Here is a 26,055-nt window from a genome sequence, read left to right on the forward strand (position 1 = left end):
CTTAATTTAAAACTAACCTGCAATGTTTTTGGTAACATTGCAGGTTTTTTAGTTTGAAAAAGCGATTAACTGTGTTTAAATTTATGCGTTATTTTCAATATTTTTTCACTTAAACTATAGAGCCAATACAACTGTTCCCAAACTAAATGTTCTTCTCTGTGGATAGCTTCATTATCCTTTTGAATAATTTTAGTGTCACTAGTGATGCGGTTAACCGGAAAATCAAATGGTTCGGGCTTATAAGTTGAGGTTGTCAGCATAGAGCTTTCAAAATTAATAGCTTCTAATTGCAAGCAGACTTTATCTAAGTTCTCATTGATTTTTTTAGAAATAAGTTTAAAATCGTCTGAAGCTTCAGTGGCACCATGGGTTTGAATATAAGTGTTCAATGACGATAATGACGATAAAAAACTATGGTTAATAACAACCAGTTCGTATATATCATCAATATGGTGCTGTTTTGATGTCGGTTCTTGAGCCATACGCTGAAATGCAGAGCTTAAATTAGACATCTGTAAAAAAGCTTCTTTTCGGTTTACTTTTAAGCTTGTAGGTATAGGTCCTTTGTTTTGATAATAGAGACTAATAGATCTAAAAAAAGCAGTATTAGCTTTTAGCCCTTCTTTAATATGATTACCAATTTCCATAATAGACCAAGCGGGCCATAGCCAACGCATCAGTATAAAAGAAAGTGCAGCTCCAATTACCGTATCTATAACCCTAAATTGAATGACTTTTAAAACATTAGGTTCTAATATACTATATATAAAAATCACACTCAGCGTAATAAAGGTCGCAGAAGCTCTGTAATTTTTCTGTACCATGGAGAAGGCAATTACAATAGAGAGTACGCCAAGAGCACCATAAACATAAGGGTCTTTTATTAAAAACACCAAACCAGTTGCTAAAACAGAACCGATAAGAGTTCCTATAATACGATCCTTAGAGCGGGTTTTGGTAAGACCGTAACTAGGGCGCATTATTACAATAATGGTAAGGATAATCCAATACGGATTCTGAAAATCAAAAAATAATCCAATACCATATCCTAACATTACTGCTACAGCTAATCGGAGTGAATGTTTAAAAATTGTAGATCTAAAGTTGAGGTTAACAAGTAGTAATTTCGGATTGTAATCTTGGGTATCAATAAACCGTTTCATTTTATCCTTTCTCATAAAGTCATCCGAATTCAATTCCGGATTCCCTAATAACCATTTTATTTTTTTTAATTTTTCAAATTGTTTTATCTGATAATCTAATAAATTTTGAAGCATTAAATAACGCTCATAATCGTCTGTATGATTTTCTTTTTTGAATTTTAAGATGTCATTTTCAAGTGTTTTTAAAGCACTTGATAGCATTTGGTTAGGAGGAAATTTTGTTGATTTGCGGAGGTTTTGTGCAATAACCTTTAATTGATGAGATAATTCTGAAATAAATTTCTGAAAATCAGTTTTAAACTCAGGGTGAATTTCAAATAAAGCATCCATCTTTTCGTAGTTCACCGGGTTTGCAACAGCAGTCTCTAAAATTTCTACCAGTTGAATAAAGACCAATAAGCGTCTGCTTTGGTAGTTCGATTTTCCAGAAGTTTTTCGTGATAAGATTAAAATTTCACGTAGGGTTTCGTGGTGTTCTGTGAGCTCACTTTGCAACGTCATTAATTGAGTTTGTAAGGTATCTCTATCGGGTTGGTCACCAATAAGTAGTCGTCTAGTATCTAGAAATTCTGCAGTAAGTAAAAAGGTTTGATTTAAGATTTCTTCGGTTTGTGCTTTAGGATTAATATAAAACCATAAGGTTGATACTAATAAATACCATATACCACCCAAACCAATTAATAAAGCATATTGATAAACCTCTAAACTTTCTGATGTATGAGCAAAGCTTAATACCAAAGCTAACAAGCCTGAAAAACTAATTAAAGAGGCTCTGAAACCATAAATAGAAAAAAAGGCAATACTAAACGTTAGTAGTCCTAAAATAGGGAAGAGTAAGAGGTTTGAAATATTGAGATAACCTCCAATAAAACTAATCACAACGACAAGAGCAGAAGAAAATAAAATGCCAATTTGCTTGTGTTCTAAACGGCCACTAATATCACTTGGTGAGCACCATAACACACCAAAACAAAGCGCTAATCCAATCTCAAAATTATTAGTAAAAATACCTAAAAGTATGGGCGTTGTAGTTGCAAAACCAACTAAAACGGCTTTTGAGAAACTGGTGCTTTTAAAGAATTCTTGTAATTCTCTGGCGTGTTTGGATACTAAATTTATGATAGGATTTAGTTATTTTATAGTTAAGTACAAAGATACAATTAGTATCATACAGCTGACTTAAATCCAAACTTTAAATCACATACATAACAAAGCGTTTCGTTTATTTCATAATACGAGTTAATTGAAAGAACTTTTTGTATTCTTCAGGAATGGTGTCAATGTTTAGTAAAGACCCTTCCTCAATAGGTGGATAAATATCGTGGTAAGTTTTTACATCGTATAAGCCAACCCGTTTACTAATATGGTCTCTTGTAAGTTCGCTAGGCGTGTTTAAACCTGCTGCGGCAACAAGCTCTAAGAAACTATGTATAGTGGCTTCGTGATAACGATTGGCTCTTGGAGCTTTATCATCTACAACTAATCCTTTAACTAAAGATGCATTTTGAGTGGCTACACCAACAGGGCAAGTATTGGTATTACATTGTAAAGCTTGAATACAGCCTATGGCTAACATCATGGCACGGGCACTATTACAACCATCAGCTCCTAAAGCAAGTGCTCTAGCCATGTGAAATCCAGTGATTATTTTTCCGGCAACAATCACTTTGATGTCTTTTCTTAGTCCAAAACCAATTAAAGTATCATGGACAAAAATTAAACCTTCGCGTAATGGCATTCCCATAGAGTTAGAGAATTCTACAGGTGCAGCACCAGTGCCACCTTCGCCTCCGTCAACGGTTATAAAGTCGGGTTGGATACCTGTGAAAATCATGGCCTCACAGAAATCCATAAATTCTTGTTTTCTACCTAAACACAGTTTAAAACCAATAGGTTTACCTTCCGACAGTTCTCTGAGTTTTTTGATAAAGTGCATAAACTGAATCGGGTCAGAAAAAGCAGAATGCGAAGGCGGAGAATGCACAGCAACACCAGGTTTTATATGTCTTATTTTAGCAATCTCTTCCGTGTTTTTAGAGGCTGGTAAAATTCCGCCATGACCAGGTTTGGCACCTTGAGATAACTTAATCTCAATCATTTTAACTTCTGGTCGTAAGGCATTTTTTTTAAAAGTAACATCGTTAAAAGTACCATCCTCATGTCGGCAACCAAAATAACCGGTTCCAATTTGCCATATTAAATCACCACCGTGTTTTAAATGGTAGTCACTAATAGCGCCTTCTCCTGTATTATGAGCAAAATTCCCCATTTTAGCGCCTTTATTTAGGGCGAGAATGGCATTATTACTCAATGAGCCAAAACTCATTGCCGAAATATTTAATAAGCTAGAAGAATAAGGTTGTTTACAATCTTTACCACCAATTAACAACCGTGGAAATTCACCAATATCTTTAGGATTGTTTTTAGCATACATGGAGTGCTCTAGCCATTCGTAACCCGAATGATAGATGTCCATTTGGGTACCAAAAGGTTCCGTATCATTGATGCCTTTTGCTCTGCGATAGATTAAAGATCGTAGAATACGATTTAGCGGTCTGCCTTCTGTATCCGTTTCAACAAAATATTGCATTATCTCTGGTCGAATAGATTCGAGAATATATCTAAATCTACCGAGTAGAGGGAAGTTACGTCTAATGGTGTGGTGTTTTTGAAAAATATCGAAAAGGCCTAATATAATAAGCGGACCAACTAAAAGAAATAGCCATAAAATTGGTTGCCAAAAAAACGCAACGCCTAAAATAGCCAATACGAGGCATATAGAAATAATAACAAAATACTCGCGAACTTTCATAATGCAAATTTTTATAAAGCGGCAAATATAGGATTACGCAATCAAATAATAAATTAAAATTATATAGTTTGTTTTTTATTGCCTGTTTTTTTTAGAAATCGTCAATTGCAAAGTGTTTTTATGGTGATTTTATTGAATTAAACGTAAAATAAAAGCCTATCTTAGAAGAATACGCTGATATAAGCCCAGTGGAAAATTGCTAAGTTGATTTATCATTTGGTTTCAAGCTTCAAAAAAGACGTAAAATACTATAATTGAGGAAGTGTTTATGCTAATACAAAAGAATCCATTTCCTAAAAGTTACCATGTATACGTTACAGAAGAGCAGTCCGTAGACACTCATCTAATTATGGTGGAGTTATTTCGAACTTTAACAACATTTTAAATGTTTCTGACTAGGAAGCTGGTAAACTACAATTAGGTTTGTGGCATAATTGATACTAAAATTTAAAACTATGAAAACTAAACTAACAACGCTCGTTATTATTGCTTTAACCATGGTGAGTTGTAATAACCAAAAGAAATCGACTTCAGAAACTGAAAATCAAAATGTAGAAGTCGCTACTGAAAAATCAAATCTATATACTTATACGTCTATTGAAAATACCCGTTGGGTAATCACCAAATTAAGAGGTACAGACATGGTAGGCCCCGAAGCAAACGGACAAGCTATTTATTTTGTTTTAGATGCTGAAACTAATCGTGTAAATGGAAATTCAGGTTGTAACACTTTTATGGGGACGTATACCATAGTGGAAGGAAATCAAATTTCATTCTCTAAATTGGGTTCTACTCAAATGTTATGTCCGGATTCAAAAATTAATGAATCTCAAATTTTGAATGTGTTTGAAAATGCGGATAATTTTTCTTTGTCTGGAGATAAATTGACTCTAAATAAAGCAAAAATGGCACCATTAGCAGAGTTTAAAAAAGTAGAAATGGAAAGTACACCAATCGTAGACACGCGTTGGAATTTAAAATCCATAGAAGGTCAAGAGGTACCAAAAGCAGAAAATGAAGACGGTGCTCTTTACTTTACATTAAACTCAGCAGATAATAGAATTACTGGGTTTGCAGGTTGTAACTCTTTTGGAGGTAATTATACATTAGAAGCTGACAATAATATTAATTTCTCAGGTATGCTTTCTACATTAAAAGCCTGTCCGAATGTTGATTTTAATGAAGCAAAATTTTTAAAAGCTTTCGAACTTGCTAAGCAATACACTATAACTGATAATGAATTGCTGCTAAGCACAAGTGAAAATAAAACATTAGCAGTTTTTGAAATGATTGATATGAAGTAATTCATGATATAAAATTTTAAAATCAATAACAATGGTTGTTATAAGACAAGCAAGCTTAGAAGATTTAAAAGCGGTACATACTATTGAAGAATTAAGTTTTAAGGATGGCAGTTATCCACTTTTTGTGCTGCGGCAATTTTTTGATATAGCTGAAAATTATTTTTTAGTTGCTGAAGACGCTGGTGTAATTTTAGGCTATGCTTTAGGGAATATTTCAATAAAAAATAATCAAGGTTGGTTACTATCTTTAGGTGTACATCCAAAAGCAAGGGGTAAACAGATTGGTAAACAATTAGTAGAAAAAATAGTCACCTTATTAGAACAGGGCCATTGCAACGAGATTTGTTTAACTGTTCATCCCTACAATAGGGCTGCAATTAATATTTATAAACATCTTAATTTCAAAATAGTGTCAGAATCTAACAATTATTATCTTGATAATGAAAAGCGATTGCTCATGGTTAAGCAGGTGAGGTCACTTCCATTAAATTATCTTAATTTAACAGAGCGTTAGATGTTTTAGATTATGAATTGGATTTTACTCGTAGAAATTATTTACTTGTTTGTGGTCATTTTGGTCATATTTAGAGTTGTAAATGATACCCGAAGTAGTACCAAAGCATTAGCTTATATTTTATTTATTCTCTTTGTTCCTTTAATTGGAATGATTTTTTATTTTTCATTTGGAATTAATTATAGAAACCGAAAACTTTACAGTAAAAAACTAGGCTTAGATGAACCGTTGCGAGCTCAGATTAAAAGCAAATTAGATGCTTATTTTGAAGCCATACAACGTTCGGGATTGGTAGGCGAAAAATACCAGAATTTAATCGAATTTACACGGCGTTCCGGAAGCAGTCCTCTAACGACAAACAATGACGTTAAATTATTAATCAATGGAGAAGATAAATTTCCTGAATTATTAAAAGCATTAGATAATGCCCAACGTCACATTCATCTTGAGTATTATATTTTTGAAAATGACACCACCGGAAATTCAGTTGCCGAGGTTTTAATCAGAAAAGCTAAGGCTGGTGTTAAGGTGCGATTTATGTATGATGATTTTGGAAGCCATCGCTTAGGAAAGCCCTTTATAAAACGACTTCATGATGCAGGTGTAGAAACAGCGCCTTTTTACAAAATTAAGTGGTATGCACTCGCTAACCGACTTAACTATAGAAACCATAGAAAATTGGTCATCATTGATGGTTCTACTAGTTTTATTGGGGGGATTAATATGAGTGATAAATACCGAAACGATTTAAATAATAAAAATGATTTATTTTGGCGTGATACCCATTTAATGATAAAAGGACAAGTTACCGTTTATTTACAATACTTATTTCTTTGTGATTGGAATTTTAGTAGCGCTTCTAATTTAGAATATTCCGAATCGTATTTTCCAGATGATACTAAACAGCAAACCATTGAGAAAGAAGTAGTACAAATTGCAGCATCAGGTCCAGATAGTACACAGCCGGTTATTTTTTACACCTTATTAGAAGCGATAAGTTCAGCTAAAAAAAGTATTTATATTACAAGCCCGTATTTTATTCCAGGTGAAAGTTTAATGGATGCACTTATCATTGCCATACAAAGCGGATTAGATGTAAAAATCCTTATTCCTGGCGTGTCAGATTCCAAAATGGTAAACGCGGCAGCAAGTGCTTATTATACCGAACTACTTCGCTACGGCGCAAAAATTTATAAGTACAATAAGGGGTTTGTGCATGCAAAAACAATGGTTGTTGATGGTAGCTTAGCTGTTGTTGGTTCTGCTAATATGGACTATCGAAGTTTTGATCTTAATTTTGAAGTTAATGCGATGGTTTATAGTGAAAATATAGCCAGACAGCTTACTGAAATCTTTGACAATGATTTAAAAGATTCGCTGCAAATTGATGCTGAAACGTGGCTAAATAGACCAAAATATATTCAGCTATGGGATAAAATGGTGCGATTACTATCTCCTTTTTTATAATTGAATTAACGACTAGTAATTATTTTTAATTTTTTTTTGAAGTTTAAGCCTCGGTATATATTGAGAAGTTTATTGTTGACATTGTTTAAAGTCGGAGAATTATTAATTTAGTTATTCACTCGTGTGGGTTTTCGCAGTCAACAAATACCAGACCAAATTATTTTGAAAGTAGGATTCTCTGTAAAAGCTCTTAAAATCATTATAATTTTTAATTTTTTTAACGCCTATACCTTATCTTTGAATCTAATCTTTCTCACAACAAAGCACATTTTATGTTCAGAAGAATATTTCTTACCCCTTTTCAGAAATTCTTAAAATTCCAAAGTTCTAGTGGAATTTTGCTATTATTAACCACTATCATTGCTTTAATTTGGGCCAATTCACCCTATTTTGAAAGCTATCTAAATTTATGGGAATACAACGTTGGTATTACCACAGATTCTTTCGAATTCAAAAAACCTTTAATCCTTTGGGTTAATGATGGATTGATGGCTATTTTCTTCTTTTTAATAGGTTTAGAAATTAAACGTGAGTTAGTTATAGGTGAGCTCAATTCTCCTATGAAAATTGCCTTTCCATTAGTAGGCGCTATTGGAGGGATGTTAGTGCCTGTAGCTTTCTTTTTATTATTGAATGAAAATCCAGCCACGACTAAAGGTTGGGGAATACCAATGGCTACTGATATCGCCTTTTCATTAGCGATTCTAAATGCCTTAGGAAATCGAGTGCCTTTAAGTCTTAAAGTGTTTTTAACAGCCTTTGCAATTGTAGATGATATTGGAGCAGTTTTAGTTATCGCCATATTTTATAGTGGTTCAATTAATATGATTTTACTATTAATAGCAGGTCTGTTATTGGCATTTTTATATTTCATGTCTTATAAAGGGAAATATTCTAGGTTTATGCTTATTTTCTTAGGTATAATTGTTTGGGTTTTATTTCTTAAAGCTGGTATTCATCCAACGGTTGCAGGGATTTTATTAGCCTTTTCAGTGCCTATAAAACAAACCATTAATACATCTACATTTTTAGACCAATTAAAAAAGGTCTATGAAGATATAAAAGGGTCCACTATACTGCAAAAGCCAATTCTTTCTAATCAACAGATACATCGTGTAGAAGATTTAGAAGATATGACTGAGCAGTTTCAATCCCCCTTACAACATTTAGAGCATAAACTTCATAGTTGGGTGGCTTTTCTAGTCCTTCCAATATTTGCATTAGCCAATGCTGGTGTTGTAATTGGTGATGTTAGTGATATGGATACAGCATTGGTCATTAATATTATTTTAAGTTTAGTCTTAGGTAAAGGCATAGGGATATCATTAATAGTTATGATATGTAAAAAACTAAAACTGATTGAAGTGCCTTCTGATATTACTTTTATGCATATAATTGGAGTCGCTTTCTTAGCTGGTATAGGTTTTACTATGGCTATATTTATTGCTAGTTTAGCTTTTGCTGATTCGCCAGAGTTTGTAGATTCGGCTAAAATAGGTATTTTAATTGCATCCTTTATTTCTGCAATTATTGGTTATGTTATTTTATATATGAATACAAAAAAGAAGGTAGTCACGGTAGAACCTGAGCTTGAGGAATCGTAAACGCATCTCTAATTCTAACTTCTTAAGTGGGATTATTTAAGCTATAACTGTAATTTTTTTACAGTATAATATTCAAATTACTATATAACCTTAATGAGGATTTTTAGAATCTTTGTTAAGGTTATATGTTTTATGTAGCTCACCCTTATAATTTTTTTAACAATGATTTAACTTCGAATGGTTCGGTTTGTTCCGAACCAATTGTATATATTTGCCAAATTATTACTTGGAATATAGATTTCGGTAGTATAAAAAAGTCTAACAATGAAAGAAAATGTTTGTAAAGAAAAAATGGCTTTGGTTGAAAAACTAGGTGTGCATTTAGAGAAAAGAGAGCAGTTAGCACCAGTAGCAGCCCGTATATTGTCTTATATAATATTAACAGGTAAGCAAGGTACCACCTTTGAAAGTATGGTAACGATTTTATGTGCTAGTAAAAGTACTATATCTACACATCTTAATCACTTACAAGATTTAAAAAAGATAGTGTATTTTACAAAAACTGGTGATCGAAAAAAATACTTTATCATAAATAAAGATATGATAGTTCAGCACATTGATACGATGATTAATGAGTGGCAAGAAGTAAGAGCCTTGCATATAGAAATAAAAAATTATAAAGAAGCTTTCAACACTCAAAAAATTGAAGATGAACAAGAAAAATTCGAATTGAATTTTCATAATGATTACATCCAATTTTTAGATGAAGCAAGTACTTCAATAGAAGCATTACGAAATAAATTGACCATACACTAACCTAATTAATTAAATAAAATGAAAAAGAATAATTTATATACTTTACTAGGACTCAGTTTTATCTTAGTCATTGTTGGCTGTGGAAACAGTGAACAAAATCAATCAGCGGCAGCCGCACCACCGCCACCAGCTATACCAGTAACTCAATTAGAGCAAAAAACGGTAACGGGTTACCAAGAGTACCCAACCAATATTGAAGGTATAGTAAATAGTGATGTGCGTGCTAAAACATCGGGATATATTCAGGATGTTCTTGTAGATGAAGGCCAAAAAGTACGTAAAGGTCAAGTGTTATTTAGATTAGAAACACAGTCTCTTAGTCAAGATGCGGGCGCAGCAAAAGCACGTATTAATGTAGCGCAAGTTGAGGTTGATAAATTAATTCCACTAGTAGAAAAAAATATTATTAGTGCTGTACAATTAGAAACGGCTAAGGCTAATTTAGCACAAGCAAAAGCGAATTACAGTAGTGTGTCTGCTAATATTGGTTATGCAACCATTAAAAGTCCTGTAGATGGTTTTGTGGGGCAAATCAATTTTAGAGAAGGGGCTTTAATTAGTCCAAGTGATGCTCAACCATTAACTACGGTTAGTGATATAAGCAAGGTTTATGCTTTTTTTAGCTTAAATGAAACAGAATACTTAGACTTTTTACAGAATGCTGAAGGCAAAAATGTAAAAGAAAAAATTGCCAATTTTCCACCGGTTAATTTAATATTGGCTAATGGAAACACTTATGAAGAGCAAGGGAAAATAGAAACTAGTTCTGGTCAAATTAACCAAAATACAGGTACAGTAAGCTTTAGAGCGGTTTTTAACAATCCTAATCAATTGGTGACCAACGGTAACAGTGGTAAAATTCAAGTGCCAACAATTTACGAAGATGCTTTGGTAGTTCCACAAGAGGCTACTTATGAGCAACAGGGAAATGTCACGGTATTTAAACTAGGCGAAGATAACAAAGTAACGACGTCGATTATAAAAGTAAAAGCGACAATACACAATTTATACGTAGTAGAATCTGGTGTAGATGTTGAAGAGAAAATCATTGTTTCTGGCGTAGGTAAACTAAGACCCGGAATGGTTATAAATCCTCAAGACAAGCCCTTTGAAGAGGCTATTAAACCGATAGAACCTCTATTTAGAAATTAAATAATTAACAAAGATTTTTATTATGTTAAAAACATTTATTGAAAGACCTGTGCTTTCAACAGTAATCTCTATAATTATAGTATTACTTGGGCTAATTAGTATAGGAACTTTACCTGTAGAAGAATACCCTGATATTGCGCCACCTACAATAAAAGTTACCGCAAGTTATACAGGTGCAAATGCAGAAACAGTTTTAGAGAGTGTTATCATTCCTATAGAAGAGCAAATTAATGGCGTTGAAGGTATGACATACATTACCTCTACGGCATCTAATACTGGAACCGCTGAAATCACCGTTTATTTTGATCAGGATATGGATGCGGATATCGCTGCTGTAAACGTTCAAAACCGTGTGGCAAGAGCAACTCCATTATTACCACAAGAAGTTACGCAAACTGGGGTCACCACTCAGAAGCAAGAAACAAGTGCGTTAATGTTTGTGTCTATGTATTCTGAAAGTGAGGATTACGATGCAACATTTATTCAAAATTACTTAAAAATTAATGTTATACCAGCGATGCAACGTATTAGCGGTGTTGGTGATGTTAGTGTATTTTCACAACAAGATTATGCCATGCGCGTGTGGTTAAAACCAGAAAAACTAGCCGCATATAATTTAATGCCTTCGGATATTTCGGCGGCTTTAGCAGAGCAAAATTTAGAAGCTGCTGCAGGATCATTGGGTCAAAATAATGGAGAGTCATTTACCTATACCTTAACCTATAGTGGGCGATTTAAAGATGAAGGACAATATAGCGACATTGTAATTAAGGCTTTAGGAAATGGCGAATTTTTAAGATTAAAAGATGTTGCAACTATAGAGTTAGATGCACAATCTTATGCTGCAAATGCGATGAGTAAAGGGCATCCTGCGATATTTATGGGGATTTTTCAAACCAAAGGCTCTAATGCACAAGAGATTATTGAAAACATAAAAACAACGCTAGATGATGTTGAAGCAGATTTACCTGAAGGCTTAGGTATTTTTATTCCATACGATACCAGTTTATTCTTAAATGCTTCTATCGATAAGGTTGTTGTTACCTTATTTGAAGCCTTTTTACTCGTATTCTTAGTAGTGTTTATTTTCTTACAAGATTTTCGTTCGACTTTAATTCCTGCAATTGCAGTCCCTGTATCTATTATAGGAACATTTTTCTTCTTGAATATGTTTGGGTATTCTATTAATTTATTAACCCTTTTTGCACTAGTGCTCGCTATTGGTATTGTGGTCGATGATGCTATTGTGGTTGTGGAGGCTGTCCATGCTAAAATGGATGAGGGTGAACACAACCCGAAAAAAGCAACATTAACGGCCATGAATGAAATTTCAGGGGCAATTATTTCAATTACATTAGTGATGTCTGCGGTATTTATTCCTGTAACTTTTATATCTGGACCAACAGGCGTATTCTACGAACAATTTGGTGTCACCTTGATTATTGCTATTTTAATTTCAGCAGTAAACGCCTTAACTTTAAGTCCGGCCTTATGTGCTTTATTATTAAAATCTCATAAAGACGATGATGACGTAAAAGGTAAGAGTCCTTTAAAACGTTTCTACACTTTATTTAACCGTGGATTCAATGCAACCATTGAGCGTTACGGAAAATCACTTCATTTTTTATACAAAAATAAATTTATATCTGTTTTGTTATTAATCATTGCAGGTGTCGGAATTTATTGGGCTGCAAATACCACTCCAACAGGTTTTGTACCTAATGAAGATAGAGGTATTATTTTTGCAAATATTGAGTTGCCAGCAGGTGCATCTTTAGATAGAACCGATGCTGTAGCGCAGAATTTATATGCTCAGATAAGCGATTTAGAAGGTATTGTTGATGTTAACGTAATTAAAGGACGTAGTTTAATTAGTGGTGCCGGATCTAATTACGGTATGGGTATTATTAAATTGCAAGATTGGAGTGAGCGTGAAGATGCGTCACTTTCTTCGCAAGCCATCACCGGAAAATTATTTGGTATCGCCGCAGGAATTCCAGAAGCTAATATTATTTTCTTCTCGCCACCGAGTATTCGTGGATTTGGAAACTCTGCCGGATTTGAAGTTAATTTGTTAGATAAATATGGTGGTGAATTTGCCGATTTAGACAAAGCTAATAAAGATTTCTCAATGGCTTTAATGAGTCACCCAGAAATTAAGTATGCACAGTCGTCTTTTAACACCAACTATCCACAGTACGAAATGGAAGTTAATGTGCCATTGGCAAAAGAAAAAGGTGTCTCTGTAACGAGTATCTTTTCAACGTTACAAGGGTATATTGGTGGGATTTATGCGTCAGATTTTTCTAAATTCGGAAAGCAGTTTAGGGTGTATATTCAAGCATTACCTGAAGATAGAGCTGATGAAAGTGCTTTGAATAGTATGTATGTGAGAACCGATACGGGAGAAATGACACCTATAACACAGTTTGTAAGCTTAAAAAGAGTGTATGGGCCACAATCGGTAACGCGTTTTAATTTATTAAACTCCACAAGTATAACAGGAGCTACAAATGCAGGTTTTAGTACTGGTGATGCCATTAGAATTATTGAAGAAGAAGTTGCTAAATTACCGAGTAACTATACGGTTTCTTATTCTGGTTTAACTCGTGAGGAGGTCAACGCAGGAAACCAAACGACCTTTATATTTATCTTAAGTATTTTGTTTGTGTATTTCTTATTAAGTGCGCAATACGAAAGTTATTTATTGCCTTTTGCTGTAGTATTATCACTGCCATTTGGGGTCTTTGGAGCTTATATTAGTACAAAGTTCTTAGGTTTAGAAAACAACATCTATTTCCAGATTGCTTTAATTATGCTGATTGGTCTATTGGCTAAAAATGCCATCCTTATTGTAGAGTTTGCTTTACAAAGACGAAAGAATGGTGAGAGTATTGTAAGTTCGGCTGTACAGGGTGCAAAAGCACGTTTACGTCCAATTTTGATGACTTCTTTTGCTTTTATTTTAGGCTTGATGCCCTTAGTTCTAGCTAAAGGTGTTGGTGCAGAAGGGAACAACTCCATTGGTACAGGTGCAGCCGGAGGAATGCTTATAGGAACCATTTTAGGGATCTTTGTAATTCCTATCTTATTTATATTATTTCAGTGGTTACAAGAAAAAATTTCGAGTAAACCAGCAATACAAACTATTGAAGAATAAAACGATGAAATCAATTTTAATAAATAGAAATTTTAATAAAGGTGCTTTATTACTGATTGTTGGACTAACATTACAAAGTTGTTTTGTAGCCCAAGATTATACAAGGTCAGAATTGCCAGAAACAGAAGCACTCTATAGAACCGATAATTTGCCAACCGATAGTATTTCTATGGCTGATGTATCTTGGGAAAATTTATTTACAGATCAATACCTTCAAAACTATATCAATGAAGGACTGCAAAATAATATGGATGTCCGTATAGCGCTTCAGCAAATTATAGCAGCTGAAGCTTATGCCAAGCAAGGTAAGGCAGGGTATTTGCCGTCGGCAAGTATTGGAGCTAATGCTACACACCAAGAACTATCAGAAAACAGTCAGTTTGGCGCCTTATTTAGTGGGGGTATAGATACTTATGATATAACTGCAAATTTATCTTGGGAAGCTGATATCTGGGGCAAAATACGCAGTAATAATAGAGCAACTCAAGCCGCATACTTGCAAAGTGTAGCGGGGCATCAAGTGGTAAAAACACAGTTGGTTTCGAGTATTGCTAACACCTATTATAACTTACTCGCTTTAGATGCGCAATTAGAAATTACTAAAGAAACTATAGCCACTAGAGAAAGTGGTGTAGAGACTATCAAGGCATTGAAAGAAGCCGGCCAAGTAACACAAGTTGCAGTAGATCAAAATATAGCACAATACAACAGTGCAAAAGCTCTGCAGATAGATATTGAAACAGCTATTTTTAAAACAGAAAACACGCTTAGTATTTTATTGGGTAAATCGGCACAACATTTTGAAAGAAGTAGTTTAGATATCCAAAAAATTGAGCAAGATATTGTATTAGGCGTTCCTGCTACTTTACTAAGTAACAGGCCAGATATAATGGCTGCAGAATATGGTTTAATTCAATCTTTTGAATTGACTAATGTCGCTAAGAGTAACTTTTATCCGTCACTAACATTAACAGCTTCTGGTGGTTTTCAAAGTTTAGAATTAGATAAATTATTAAATGCAAATTCGTTATTTGCAACTGTAATTGGAGGTTTAACACAACCACTTTTTAATCAAAGAAAACTAAAAACACAAAAAGAAGTCGCTATGGCTCAACAAGAGCAAGCGTTGCTTCAATTTAAAAAGACTTTGCTAGTCGCAGGAAACGAAGTATCTAACGCCTTGTTTTCTTACGAATCTGAAACTAAGAAATTCGAGTTTAGAAAAAATGAAGTCGAAGCTTTAAGAACCGCAGAAGCAAATTCAGAAGAGTTACTGAAAAATGGATATGCCAACTACTTAGATTTATTAACCGCAAGACAAAGTGCTTTAAGTGCTGAGCTTAATATTATAGATAGCAAACTACAGCAATTAGTGTCTATTGTAGATTTATATGAAGCGCTTGGAGGTGGTTGGAAATAATCTTAGCTAAAGACTAGCTTTGGGTTTAAAAATTAAGTAAACTCTAATCTTATGGCAGGTGTTGATATTATAGAAAGTGTGATTCCTATCTTTAAAGTTTATGGTGTTAAAAGTATCACGATGGATGATATTAGCCATAAACTTGGGATTTCAAAAAAAACCTTGTATGTTTATTATAAAGGCAAAGAGGATTTAGTGGAGCAAAGTGTTAAAGCAACTTTTGTAAAACACCATGTAGTTTTTCAAAGAATATTAAGACGCGATATCTTAGCTCTTAAAAAAATTATTTTGTTGTATCGTTACGGAATTCGCCAATTAACATCCTATTCTACAACATTCTATTTAGAGTTGAAAAAGTATTATCCTAATGCATATCTTTATTATCAAAACGAACGCAGTTATATTACATTTACAATTATTTTAGATTTATTAAAAGAAGCGCAACAAGCGGGTGAAATTTTAGAAGAAGTGAATCTAGAATTGTACTGTAAATTAAATATGGATAAAATAGATACCTTATTGTTGGATGTGAAATTACATAATGACTACAGTATTTCTGAAATCGTAGATCACCTAGTGATTTATAGTTTAAGAGGCATTTTAGCAGAAAAAAATACGATAAAACCGTTACGATGAAATTATTTAAATCGGTTGGTTGCGACTTGATTATTGCTAAAATTTCATCTAAAGAGGTAAACTATTAGTTCTTTAATAGCAATCTAACTGCCTTTAAACAAAATATATTTTGTTTTTTATCACGACTTAAAATGGAGAATAAGATTAATATATAGGCCTAATAATGATTGAGTTTTTAGAAACATACAAACACCATCTCATCTATATTGTAACTGTTATTGCTATTGTAATAGCATTACATTTTCTAACCAATATTATTAATAAGTGGTTGCTTAAAAGGGAAGCCATACGGCTTTCTGATGTTCCGGTAAAGTCAATGCGTTTAATTAAACGCGTGCTAAATATTTTATGGCTGGTGCTAGGACTTATTGCCTTAAGTTTTGTTTTTGTAGATAGCGATAAAAATCAGGTCCTTAAAGATTATTTTAAACTAGCAAGTTACTTAGGTGTAATTACGGTTTTTACAATTCTCTCTGCCACCATATGTAACCTTTGGTTTAAACATAAGATAGAAGAAAAGGTAACTCAAAATTTTGATCCTACAACCTATAAGTTTTTAAGGTACGTTGTTGTTTTCTGTATTTGTTTTTTAGGATTACTTTTTGGTTTAATGGCATTTCCTTCTTTGCGAGGTGTTGCTCAGACGGCTTTAGGTGGGGCAGGAGTAATAGCAATAATCGCAGGTGTAGCATCACAAGAAGCCTTGTCTAATTTAGTAGGTGGTATTTTTATTATTTCTTTTAAACCTTTTAAAATTGGTGATGTTGTTAAAATAAGCGATACCATGGTTGGCACTGTAACCGATATCACTTTAAGACATACAGTGATAAGAAATTTTGAAAACAAAATGATTGTCATTCCTAATGCTGTTATCAATAAAGAAAAATTGATTAATTACGACTTAGGAGAACTAAAATGTTGTGAGCATATTGAAATGGGTATTACATATGATAGTAATATCGATTTGGCAAAGAAAATTCTTCGAGAAGAATGTGAAAATCATCCTTTAATTCATGATAATAGAACGGAACTCGATTTAAAAGAAGGAAAACCGATGGTTAAAACAGCGTTGACAAAATTTAACGATTCATCAATAACCATCAGAGCTTGGGCGTGGTCGTCTAGTTTTGGCAATTCATTTACTTTAAAATGCGATGTGTATGAAAGCACAAAAAAACGTTTTGATAAAGAAGGTATTGGTTTAGCTTTTCCAACCAGAACGCTATATATGGCAAATGAAGTCAACGTGCAAAATCATAAAGAATGAGTGCCGCTGAAACAGCTTTAAAAGAGCGTATTAAAGAATTGACATGTTTGTATGAGGTCTCGTCAATCATAGGTAATACGGATGCGGATTTGTTAGAGGATACCTTAAAAGCGATTACCCTTAGTTTAAATAAAGCATTTAAAAATCCTCAAAAAACAACGGTTAGCATCACAACGGAAAACGTGTCGGTTTTTTCTAATAACCGAACTATTGATAGCAGTTTTTCAATACAATCTGATATAAAAACCTTTAATGACCATAGAGGACAACTAACGGCATATCTTGAAGTGTCAGATGAGACACATAATACATTTTTACCAGAAGAGCAATTACTTCTAAATAATATCGCTTTAAAAATAGGGTCACTATTAGAACATATAGAAATTAAAAAAAATGAAACCTCTTTAAGGCGGCAGATGCAACATGTGGGACGTTTAGAGATTTTAGGCGAAATTACTGCAGGAATTGCCCATGAAATTAACACGCCTTTAGCTAATATTTTAGGCTTTGCTGAATTGATAAAAAGCGACTTAAAAGCTAATAAGCAATCGTTAGAAGATGTTGATAAAATAATTCAAAATGCTATTTTTTCAAGAGAAGTGGTTAAAAAATTGATGTTTTTTTCTTGTGAAATGCCTCAGGAAATGAAGCAAATCAATTGTGTTCCAACCATTAAAAATGCCATTAAATTATTAGATGCAACGTTTAGAAAAGAACAAGTAAAATATAAGGTTAACATTCATGATGACGAAATATGGTTACGTGCCGATCCCATCCAATTGCAACAAATTATTTTTAATTTATTAATCAATGCCATTTATTTTTCACCCAAAAATGGATTGGTGACTATTGAAGCCAAAACCACTAAAAAAGAAATTATTTTAAAGATTTCCGATGAAGGTAAAGGGTTTAGTACTGATGATTTGTCGAAGATTTTTCAACCTTTTTTTACCACAAAACCTATAGGTGAAGGCTCTGGATTAGGATTGAGTGTAGTACACGGAATTGTGGCCTCTCATAAAGGGAGTATTGTGGCTAAAAACAATAAAAATAAAGGTGCTATCTTTACCATAACACTTCCAAAAGATTGATTTTATAATATGCAGTTACGCAAAGAAAACATATTAATTGTTGATGATGATGTAAATATTTTAGAGCTACTTCAGCGTCATTTACAATCATGGAATTACCATACGTTTAAAGCGGTTTCGGTTAAGGAAGCAGTAACGATATTACGAGACACCTCCATCGATTTATTAATTACCGACTTAAAAATGCCAGAAATTGATGGCTTTGAACTCATAAAATTTGTGTCGGAACATTATCCTAAATTACCAAAATTAGTCATTACAGGTTATCCATCCGTTCAAGATTCTTTAACAGCGATTAAATCTGGAGTGGTAGATTATTTAACCAAACCATTTACAAAAGCCGAATTAAAAACGGCCCTTTCAAAATCTTTAAAAATTTCTGAATCTCAAGCCGAACAGAAAAAAAAGCCTTTAGGTAATTCAACTAATGTTTATGGGGATATTATTGGGCATTCCGAAAAAATCAACAGCATTATACAAATTATAGAGCGCGTTAAAGATAATAAGGCTACTGTTTTTATTAAAGGTGAAAGTGGAACCGGAAAAGAATTAGTAGCGCGAGCTATTCATTATCAAGGCAAATTTTCTAGAGCGCCATTTATAGCTGTTAATTGCGGTGCCATACCAGAAAATCTCTTAGAAGCCGAGTTGTTTGGTTATACAAAAGGGGCTTTTACAGGAGCAGAATCTAATCGGAATGGTTTTTTTCAAGCGGCCCATGGTGGTACAATATTTTTAGATGAAATTGGTAATGCTTCTTTAGCTGTGCAATCGCGTTTATTACGAGTATTGCAGGAGAAAGAAGTGCTTAAAGTGGGGTCTAATCAACCCGAAAAAATTGATGTTAGAATTATAGCAGCAACCAATAACGACTTGCGAGAAATGATTGTCAACAAGACGTTTAGAGACGATTTGTTTTATCGATTAACTGTGGTCGAGATTGCCATTGCACCATTACGAGAACGCAAAGAGGATATTACACCTCTAATTGATAAATTTCTCTTTAAATATGGAATTGAGTACAAAGATCGTTTTGTGAAAGCTAGTCCCGAAGCCTTAGCAGTTTTAAAACGTTATGATTGGCCAGGAAATATTAGAGAATTAGAAAACAGCATTCAGCGTGCTGTTATTATGTGCGATACGATCATTGAAGTAGAACATTTACCGGCACATTTAAAATATACTTTAGATTTTTCTTCAGATGAACTTCAACCACTAAAGGTGATTGAAAGACAGCATATCGAAAAAGTAATGCGAGCAACAGGAAATAATAAAACCAAGGCCGCAGAAATTCTTCAAATAGACCGAAAAACGATTCGGCAAAAACTTTCAGAATAACACCTTATTACTGGTACATTTTTACCCAGCTGAGTAATTTGGTCCCAGCTGAGACTTTGTGATATTTCTTTCCAAATTACAGAAACGCTTTATACATCGGCTATCTAAGCTTTTAAAATTATATAAGTTTTTTTTCGGCATGCACTTTGCCATTGTAATTAGACGCATTTTGATAACAATTCAAATGTAATTCATGAGTAGTGTACGCTTTAATATTTGTCCGACCTGTGTGTATCGTAATCACTGTGTTTTAACTACACAGAAAGACAAAGTATGGGCTTGCAGTGAGTATGAAGAGGATCCCTAAATTAAAAATCTATTTAAAACCGTTGGTCTACAATAGATATTAGAATTTATTGGTCTTCAAAAAAAATTAAAAAAACAACAAAATTAAACCCATGGGGAAAGTAAAAACAATTAAAAAAACAGCGGAAAAGAAGGTGCCTTTAACAGGGATGATGGAAAATGTAATGAAGCAGTTTGATAAGGCTGCCGATCGTATTAACCTACATCCTAATATTAAAAAAATCTTAAGCATCACCAATAATGAGATCTTAGTCAATTTTCCAGTAAAAATGGATAATGGTGATGTTGAAATTTTTACAGGGTACCGCGTTCAGCACAATGGTGCTTTAGGGCCTTATAAAGGCGGTTTGCGTTACCATCCAACTGTAGATTTAGATGCGGCAAGAGCTCTAGCGATGTGGATGACCTGGAAATCGTCACTGGCAGGTTTACCGTATGGTGGCGGAAAAGGGGGCATTAAAATTGATCCAACTAAATATTCGCAATCAGAATTAGAGCGTATCACAAGGCGTTTCACGTTTGCTTTGGCTGATAATATTGGTCCTGAACACGATATACCAGCACCAGATGTTAATACCAACAGTCAAACAATGGCCTGGATTGCAGATACCTATATGAGTACCCGACCACCTGCTCAACGTTCTGCAAATCAGCATGTCGTTACAGGTAAACCTGATGGAAGCGGCGGTTTAGAAGGAAGAGATCGTGCTACAGGATTTGGTGTTTATCTTACCATAAAATTTTGGGCCGAAAAGAAAGGTATAGATTTAAATGGTAAAAAATACATTGTTCAAGGGTTTGGTAATGTAGGGTATTGGGCGTCTCATTTTTTAGAAAAAGATGGGGCTAAATTAGTAGGGGTTCAGGATGCCTTTGGAAGTATTCAAAATCAAAAAGGGATAAGTGTAGAAGACCTTTTTAATTATAGTTCAGCCACTAAAAGTATTGTAGGATTTGCAAATTCTAATGCGGTAGAAGCAGATGAGTTTTTTGCTATAGATTGTGATATCTGTATTCCAGCTGCTTTAGGAAATCAAATAACAAAAGAAAATGCACCAAAAATTAAAGCGAAACTGATTGCTGAAGGTGCTAATGGTCCAACAAATGTTGAAGGAGAAAACATATTGTTAGAGCGCGATATCACCATTATTCCAGATATTTTATGTAATTCAGGAGGTGTCATTGGAAGTTACTTTGAATGGTTACAAAACAGAAGTGGAGAAGTTTGGCATCTAGAGGAAGTGATGGATAAATTAGAGAATAAACTAAAAGGCTCATTCAATAAGGTTTTTGATTATGCCGTACGAGAAGATATCGATATGAGAACTGCAGCGTTTTGTATTGCTATAGAACGAATTGAAAGAGCTTACGTACAACGTGGAATTTTTCCATAGGATTTGTAATTTAAAATAAATATGAAATGAAATATGGAAGTATAATATTAGAAAAGAAGGAATATGTTTATTTAAAACGTTTATTAAATATATCAGGATACGCAGCAAATCAAGGCATGCAAAAATGTTTAATAACCTTAGCAGAAGAGTTAAAAACAGCACAAATTCTAGATGATAGTCAAATGCCAGATGATGTAATAAGGTTTAATAGTTTAGTTAGCTTAGTTTTTGAAAATGGTATAGAAAAACAATTGCGTTTAGTCATCCCTTCAGAGCGAGATATAAAACAAAATAAAATTTCTATACTTACCCCAATGGGGTCTGGGTTAATAGGGTATTCAACAGGTGATACTATTGTTTGGGATTTTCCTGCGGGAAAACAAAATCTTAAAATTATAGCTGTAGAACGTGAAGACGCTTTTAGCGATACCGATTTAGTCATCTAAAACTTAAACGTAATGGGAACTCTTAAAACAAAAATATTTGATCATGATACAGATGTCGATGTTACACATAAAATTAATTCAGTAGAACTTAACAATTGGATTGCTCATTTAAATTATGTAGAAGCAGAATTGGTTAATTTTATAAGACTTTGTACTAAGGAATTCAGGCAAAAGTTAAAAGACGAGAGTATTAAAGAACGTTTTAAAACCTTAAAAGTTAAAAACGAAACCATGCTGACGCTACTTAATACTTATGCCAATTCTAGAACTCATATTGTAGAATGTGAAGATTCCCATTGTGATATGACCTATATTTCAGAGCATGAGAGTTTTCGTAAAAGTTACTTAAATCATATCGAACAATACAGAGGACTTAAAAATAATTTTTTTAATAACGTGTTGGGTGACTGAAACAAGTGACAGACCAAAATTAAAAGATTGACTCAGTAAATTTATAGCTGATAAAAAGTCAAAAAAATGGTATATAAAAACCGTGGAAACTAATTTTCACGGTTTTTTTGTGATTTATTATTCAAGCTATGATGGTTGTCTAATCTGATCCATAACCCAAGCAGTATGTACAGCAGTTGTTCCCGTTGAAGGATGTTGAGATTGTTGTAATAAGTGCTTTTTTATATTTTCAACATGATACATTTGAATATGTTTTGGATTGGGAATAGTTATGCTTTCTGATTGACCGTTTTGTTCAATTATAATTGGCTTTTCGTCAAATACAGAAAATTGAATTTTTCCATTATTTCCATAAATTTGCACATGGTCTTCCCGTGTTTCCGTTCCAAAATTCCAACTTCCAGAACCTGTCACTCCCGATTTATGTAACCAGTTTGCCGTTACTGCATCTTGTGCAGAATACAAACCTTGCTGATTGGTAGCAATCCCATTGGCTACAGAATAATCGCCCAATAAATAAGCAAATAAATCTAATCCGTGCGAAGCTAAATCGTCAAAATAACCAGCAGGAGCAATGTTGGCATCTGTACGCCAATTGTAAGTTTTAGATACATCAATAGCATTGGTAGGTTTACTTAAGTGCCAATTAATATGCCTAATTGTTCCAATTTTATTCGCGTCAATCCAAGATCTTACTTGTGTAAACCGTGGTAAGGAACGTCTATAGTAGGCGACAAATAATGGTATGTTTTTAGCTAAAAACGCATTGTTGATTGTTATACAAGCGTCATGCGATGGAGCCATAGGTTTTTCGATACAACAAATTTTTCCAGCTTTAGCAACTTTTAAAGCATAATAGGCATGTGAGTCTGGCGGTGTCGCGATGTAAATAGCGTCAATTTTAGGGTCATTAATAAGAGCATCAGCATCTGTATAATACTTTGGTACATTATGTCTTTTGGCATAGTCTTCTGCTTTAGTTGCTGTTCTTCGCATGACGGCACTGAGCTTAAAACCTTCTGTGTTCTGATAGGCTGGACCACTCTTGAGTTCCGTTACGTTTCCGCAGCCAATAATTCCCCAATGGTAAGTGCGCATGGTTATAGGTAATTTAGAAGTTTATTTTTTAGGGCTAAATTTTAGTTTATGGCCCCAAATGGCAAAAAATAAGATTATAGCATAACACGGAATCAGAATCCAATAGCTCTCCGTAGATGCATTAGCTAAAGCTTCAGTTTCATTAATGCCAGAGGTGATAAGTTTTTGCTTATTACTATCCACAATTCTTCCGTATAATGGCGGAATTACAGCACCTCCAGAAATGGACATAATTAATAATGCCGAGGCCGTTTTGGTGTGCTTGCCTAAACCATCTAAAGTTAATGGCCAAATAGCAGGCCAAACCAAAGCGTTTGCAATCCCTAATGCAGCGACAAATAATATGGACACTATTCCCGTTGTAGATATAATAAGAACACTAAATACAATTCCTAATACCGCACTGGCAATTAATGCCGTTTTCTGTTTGAGGTACGTGGGGATTAAAAAGACACCTAAGGCATAAGTAGCCACCATAGCCATTAAAGTGTAGGTCGTAAAATACTTAGCTTCTTCACCTGTAAAACCGATGGATATTCCATAAGCTATAATGGTGTCACCAGCAATTACTTCAGCACCAACATAAACAAACAAAGCTATAACGCCTAACCATAAGTGCGGGAATTGAAATATAGTTTTATTAGCGGAATCGCCTACATGTGTGGTTTCATCCTCAGTTGGCTCTACATGTGGCAAAGGAGCTTTCCGAATTAAAATACCTAAAACGACTAAAACTACAGCCATAATTACATAAGGTGTAACTACGCTATCTGCCATTGTATCTAAGAGTAGTGCTTTTTCAGTTTCTGTAGCGGTTGCTACTTGTGCTTTTACAGCATCGATACCAGAAAGCAAAATAGCGCCAAAGATAAAAGCACCTATAGCCCCAGCTGTTTTATTAGCAATACCCATAATGGCAATACGTTTGGCACCACTTTCAATTGGTCCCAAAATAGTAATATAAGGATTTACTGCTGTTTGTAAAATGGTCATTCCTGTACCTTGAATAAAAATACCAGTTAAAAATACCCAATAGGTTCGGGCTTCAGCAGCTGGTATAAACACCAATGCGCCAATTGCCATAATGAATAAGCCTAAAGACATCCCTTTTCTGTAACCTATTTTGTTTAAAATGTACGAAGCAGGTAAAGCCATAACGACAAACGAAATATAAGAAGCAGAAGCCACGAAATAGGACTGCGCTTCTGTGAGCTCATTAATAGTTCTCATAAAAGGTATTAGGGCGCCATTAATCCAGGTCACAAAACCGAAAATAAAGAAGAGTCCTGCAATAATTAGCATTGGAATAAGGTTGTTTTGCTGTTTTACATTTGTACCCATAAGCGCTGAAATTAATTAATAATAATGCTGAGTTAAAGCCAGATTTTTTTAATGATTGTTAGAGTAAGTTCTAATTTTTAAAGTTATCATAAAATTTTACATTGTATTTATCATCCTCTTATTTTTTTATTGTTTGAAAAATGATTCTGAAAAAATGAGATGGTAAATCGCATTTCATCTTTAAGCTTAAATGTTACTTAGTTGTCAAATTGAGCATTATTTATGAATGTTGTAAAGTAAAACTATCTATGTGCACGAATAGTTCTCATTTCGGTTAAAAGAGACAGTAAAATGTATGGTGAAGTATATTATTTGTAGTTAATCGTTATTCTTTTTTAAAAGTCAGAGCAGTCTTGCAGTGACTTTAGCTGTGTTTGTAATGTATTTTCCATATATTCGATTTAAAATTCTAACTTTTGAATCAATTAAAACGAACCTTTAAGGTTTTTAAACCTTTAAATTGCTGCGCAGACTTTGATATGTTTAATTCTTATAAGCATCAAACGGCTTAAGAATGATAGTACAGTCGGCCAAAGCGATTACCGAAAGCGAACCGGTAAGCATTAATATTGTTTCTGTTGTAATTGTCTTATTAACATTCTTTATCTTATACAGGTTGTTTAAATTGCTGCAATTGTATTATGCTTCAACGTTTAATAAACCACTATATAATCATTTTTATTTCAGGCTTTATAAATTACCATCAAATTATCTTGAAATTTTAAAAAAAGAGCATGCTTATTTTGAAGCTCTCTCTCCAAAGCATAAACGTTATTTTGAACATAGAATGGCTGTGTTTATAAAAGAGAACAAGTTTATCGGTAAACAAGGTTTAGTTATTACAGCACAGATGAAAGTAGCCGTTGCAGCTACGGTAACCATGCTCACTTTTGGTTTTAAAAAATTTAAACTCGATTTAATCAACACCGTAATAATTTATCCTGAAACCTATTACTCGACAATTAATGAAGTGTATCATAAAGGGGAAACGAATCCGCAATTAAAAGCCATTGTGTTTTCTTGGAAAGACTTTCTAGCAGGTTATAAGATAGGTGATGATAATCTAAATTTGGGAATTCACGAGTTTGGTCACGCCATACATTTAAATGCCAGTATTAATGATGATGTGAGTAGTATTATTTTTAATCGTGGGTTTAAAGCCTTGATGGATTATTTACAGAGTCATGTAGAAGTTAGGAAAAAATTAATTGCCTCTCGGTATTTTAGAAGCTATGCTTACACCAATCATTATGAGTTTTTTGCAGTCTTACTCGAAAATTTTATTGAAACTCCAGAGGTATTTAAAGCGAAATTTCCAATGGTTTATAAGTATATGAAGCAAATGCTTAATTTTAAATTTGCTTCATATTAATTT

General features: G+C 33.7%; 20 protein-coding genes. 16 read left to right on the top strand and 4 right to left on the bottom strand.

Annotated elements, in window-relative coordinates; genetic code table 11:
• Positions 1-65 precede the first annotated feature (65 nt).
• Together HM982_RS18635 and HM982_RS02050 are read right to left on the bottom strand one after the other, a co-directional pair.
• Positions 66-2,126 carry an FUSC family protein gene (locus HM982_RS18635; protein WP_317167414.1) on the bottom strand — a complete coding sequence of 687 codons (2,061 nt, stop codon included), beginning with the start codon at positions 2,124-2,126 and terminating at the stop codon, positions 66-68.
• Positions 2,127-2,385: 259 nt separating this feature from the next.
• Positions 2,386-3,975, bottom strand: coding sequence for an FMN-binding glutamate synthase family protein (locus HM982_RS02050; RefSeq protein ID WP_179351454.1), 1,590 nt, complete (start codon positions 3,973-3,975; stop codon positions 2,386-2,388).
• A 455-nt stretch (positions 3,976-4,430) separates the two neighbouring features.
• On the opposite strand from HM982_RS02050, the gene HM982_RS02055 reads away from it, so the two are divergent.
• The 15 genes from HM982_RS02055 (at position 4,431) to HM982_RS02125 (ending at position 22,241) form a co-directional block, all read left to right on the top strand.
• On the top strand, positions 4,431-5,279 hold the full coding sequence (locus HM982_RS02055; protein ID WP_179351455.1) for an META domain-containing protein: 849 nt from the start codon (positions 4,431-4,433) through the stop codon (positions 5,277-5,279).
• Positions 5,280-5,310: 31 nt separating this feature from the next.
• Positions 5,311-5,793, top strand: coding sequence for a GNAT family N-acetyltransferase (locus tag HM982_RS02060; RefSeq protein WP_179351456.1), 483 nt, complete (start codon positions 5,311-5,313; stop codon positions 5,791-5,793).
• A gap of 12 nt (positions 5,794-5,805) precedes the next feature.
• Positions 5,806-7,260, top strand: coding sequence for a cardiolipin synthase (gene cls / locus HM982_RS02065; protein WP_179351457.1), 1,455 nt, complete (start codon positions 5,806-5,808; stop codon positions 7,258-7,260).
• A 272-nt stretch (positions 7,261-7,532) separates the two neighbouring features.
• Positions 7,533-8,864: a Na+/H+ antiporter NhaA gene (gene nhaA / locus HM982_RS02070; protein ID WP_179351458.1), complete on the top strand. Its 1,332-nt coding sequence runs from the start codon at positions 7,533-7,535 to the stop codon at positions 8,862-8,864.
• A 264-nt stretch (positions 8,865-9,128) separates the two neighbouring features.
• Complete coding sequence (locus tag HM982_RS02075; RefSeq protein ID WP_179351459.1) at positions 9,129-9,620, top strand: GbsR/MarR family transcriptional regulator; 492 nt, start codon at positions 9,129-9,131, stop codon at positions 9,618-9,620.
• Between the two features lie 18 nt (positions 9,621-9,638).
• A complete protein-coding gene (locus tag HM982_RS02080; RefSeq protein WP_179351460.1) occupies positions 9,639-10,772 on the top strand; it encodes an efflux RND transporter periplasmic adaptor subunit in 1,134 nt (377 codons plus the stop codon).
• A gap of 22 nt (positions 10,773-10,794) precedes the next feature.
• Entirely contained in the window at positions 10,795-13,932 is a 3,138-nt protein-coding gene (locus HM982_RS02085) for an efflux RND transporter permease subunit (protein WP_179351461.1), read from the top strand.
• Between the two features lie 4 nt (positions 13,933-13,936).
• On the top strand, positions 13,937-15,352 hold the full coding sequence (locus HM982_RS02090; RefSeq protein WP_179351462.1) for an efflux transporter outer membrane subunit: 1,416 nt from the start codon (positions 13,937-13,939) through the stop codon (positions 15,350-15,352).
• Positions 15,353-15,403: 51 nt separating this feature from the next.
• The gene (locus HM982_RS02095) at positions 15,404-15,988 is read left to right on the top strand and encodes a TetR/AcrR family transcriptional regulator (RefSeq protein WP_179351463.1); all 585 of its coding nucleotides are present in this window, start codon (positions 15,404-15,406) and stop codon (positions 15,986-15,988) included.
• A gap of 163 nt (positions 15,989-16,151) precedes the next feature.
• Entirely contained in the window at positions 16,152-17,255 is a 1,104-nt protein-coding gene (locus HM982_RS02100; RefSeq protein ID WP_179351464.1) for a mechanosensitive ion channel family protein, read from the top strand.
• Positions 17,252-18,346 (top strand): sensor histidine kinase, encoded by a 1,095-nt coding sequence (locus tag HM982_RS02105; protein ID WP_179351465.1) that lies wholly within the window; start codon positions 17,252-17,254, stop codon positions 18,344-18,346. Before HM982_RS02100 ends, HM982_RS02105 begins: the two co-directional genes overlap by 4 nt.
• A 9-nt stretch (positions 18,347-18,355) precedes the next feature.
• On the top strand, positions 18,356-19,684 hold the full coding sequence (locus tag HM982_RS02110) for a sigma-54-dependent transcriptional regulator (protein WP_179351466.1): 1,329 nt from the start codon (positions 18,356-18,358) through the stop codon (positions 19,682-19,684).
• Positions 19,685-20,082: 398 nt separating this feature from the next.
• Entirely contained in the window at positions 20,083-21,384 is a 1,302-nt protein-coding gene (locus HM982_RS02115) for a Glu/Leu/Phe/Val family dehydrogenase (RefSeq protein WP_179351467.1), read from the top strand.
• Between the two features lie 26 nt (positions 21,385-21,410).
• Positions 21,411-21,830, top strand: a complete 420-nt coding sequence (locus tag HM982_RS02120) for a GreA/GreB family elongation factor (protein WP_179351468.1) — start codon at positions 21,411-21,413, stop codon at positions 21,828-21,830.
• 12 nt (positions 21,831-21,842) lie between these two features.
• Complete coding sequence (locus HM982_RS02125; protein ID WP_179351469.1) at positions 21,843-22,241, top strand: hypothetical protein; 399 nt, start codon at positions 21,843-21,845, stop codon at positions 22,239-22,241.
• Between the two features lie 126 nt (positions 22,242-22,367).
• Here HM982_RS02125 and HM982_RS02130 read toward each other — a convergent pair whose 3' ends face one another.
• Both HM982_RS02130 and HM982_RS02135 read right to left on the bottom strand, forming a co-directional pair.
• Complete coding sequence (locus HM982_RS02130) at positions 22,368-23,339, bottom strand: Gfo/Idh/MocA family protein (RefSeq protein WP_179351470.1); 972 nt, start codon at positions 23,337-23,339, stop codon at positions 22,368-22,370.
• Positions 23,340-23,360: 21 nt separating this feature from the next.
• Positions 23,361-24,680 carry a sugar MFS transporter gene (locus HM982_RS02135; RefSeq protein WP_179351471.1) on the bottom strand — a complete coding sequence of 440 codons (1,320 nt, stop codon included), beginning with the start codon at positions 24,678-24,680 and terminating at the stop codon, positions 23,361-23,363.
• 514 nt (positions 24,681-25,194) lie between these two features.
• On the opposite strand from HM982_RS02135, the gene HM982_RS02140 reads away from it, so the two are divergent.
• Positions 25,195-26,052 (top strand): zinc-dependent peptidase, encoded by an 858-nt coding sequence (locus HM982_RS02140; RefSeq protein ID WP_179351472.1) that lies wholly within the window; start codon positions 25,195-25,197, stop codon positions 26,050-26,052.
• Positions 26,053-26,055: the final 3 nt, after the last annotated feature.

It is taken from the genome of Winogradskyella vidalii, from assembly GCF_013403955.1.
GTDB classification, from domain to species: Bacteria; Bacteroidota; Bacteroidia; order Flavobacteriales; family Flavobacteriaceae; genus Winogradskyella; species Winogradskyella vidalii.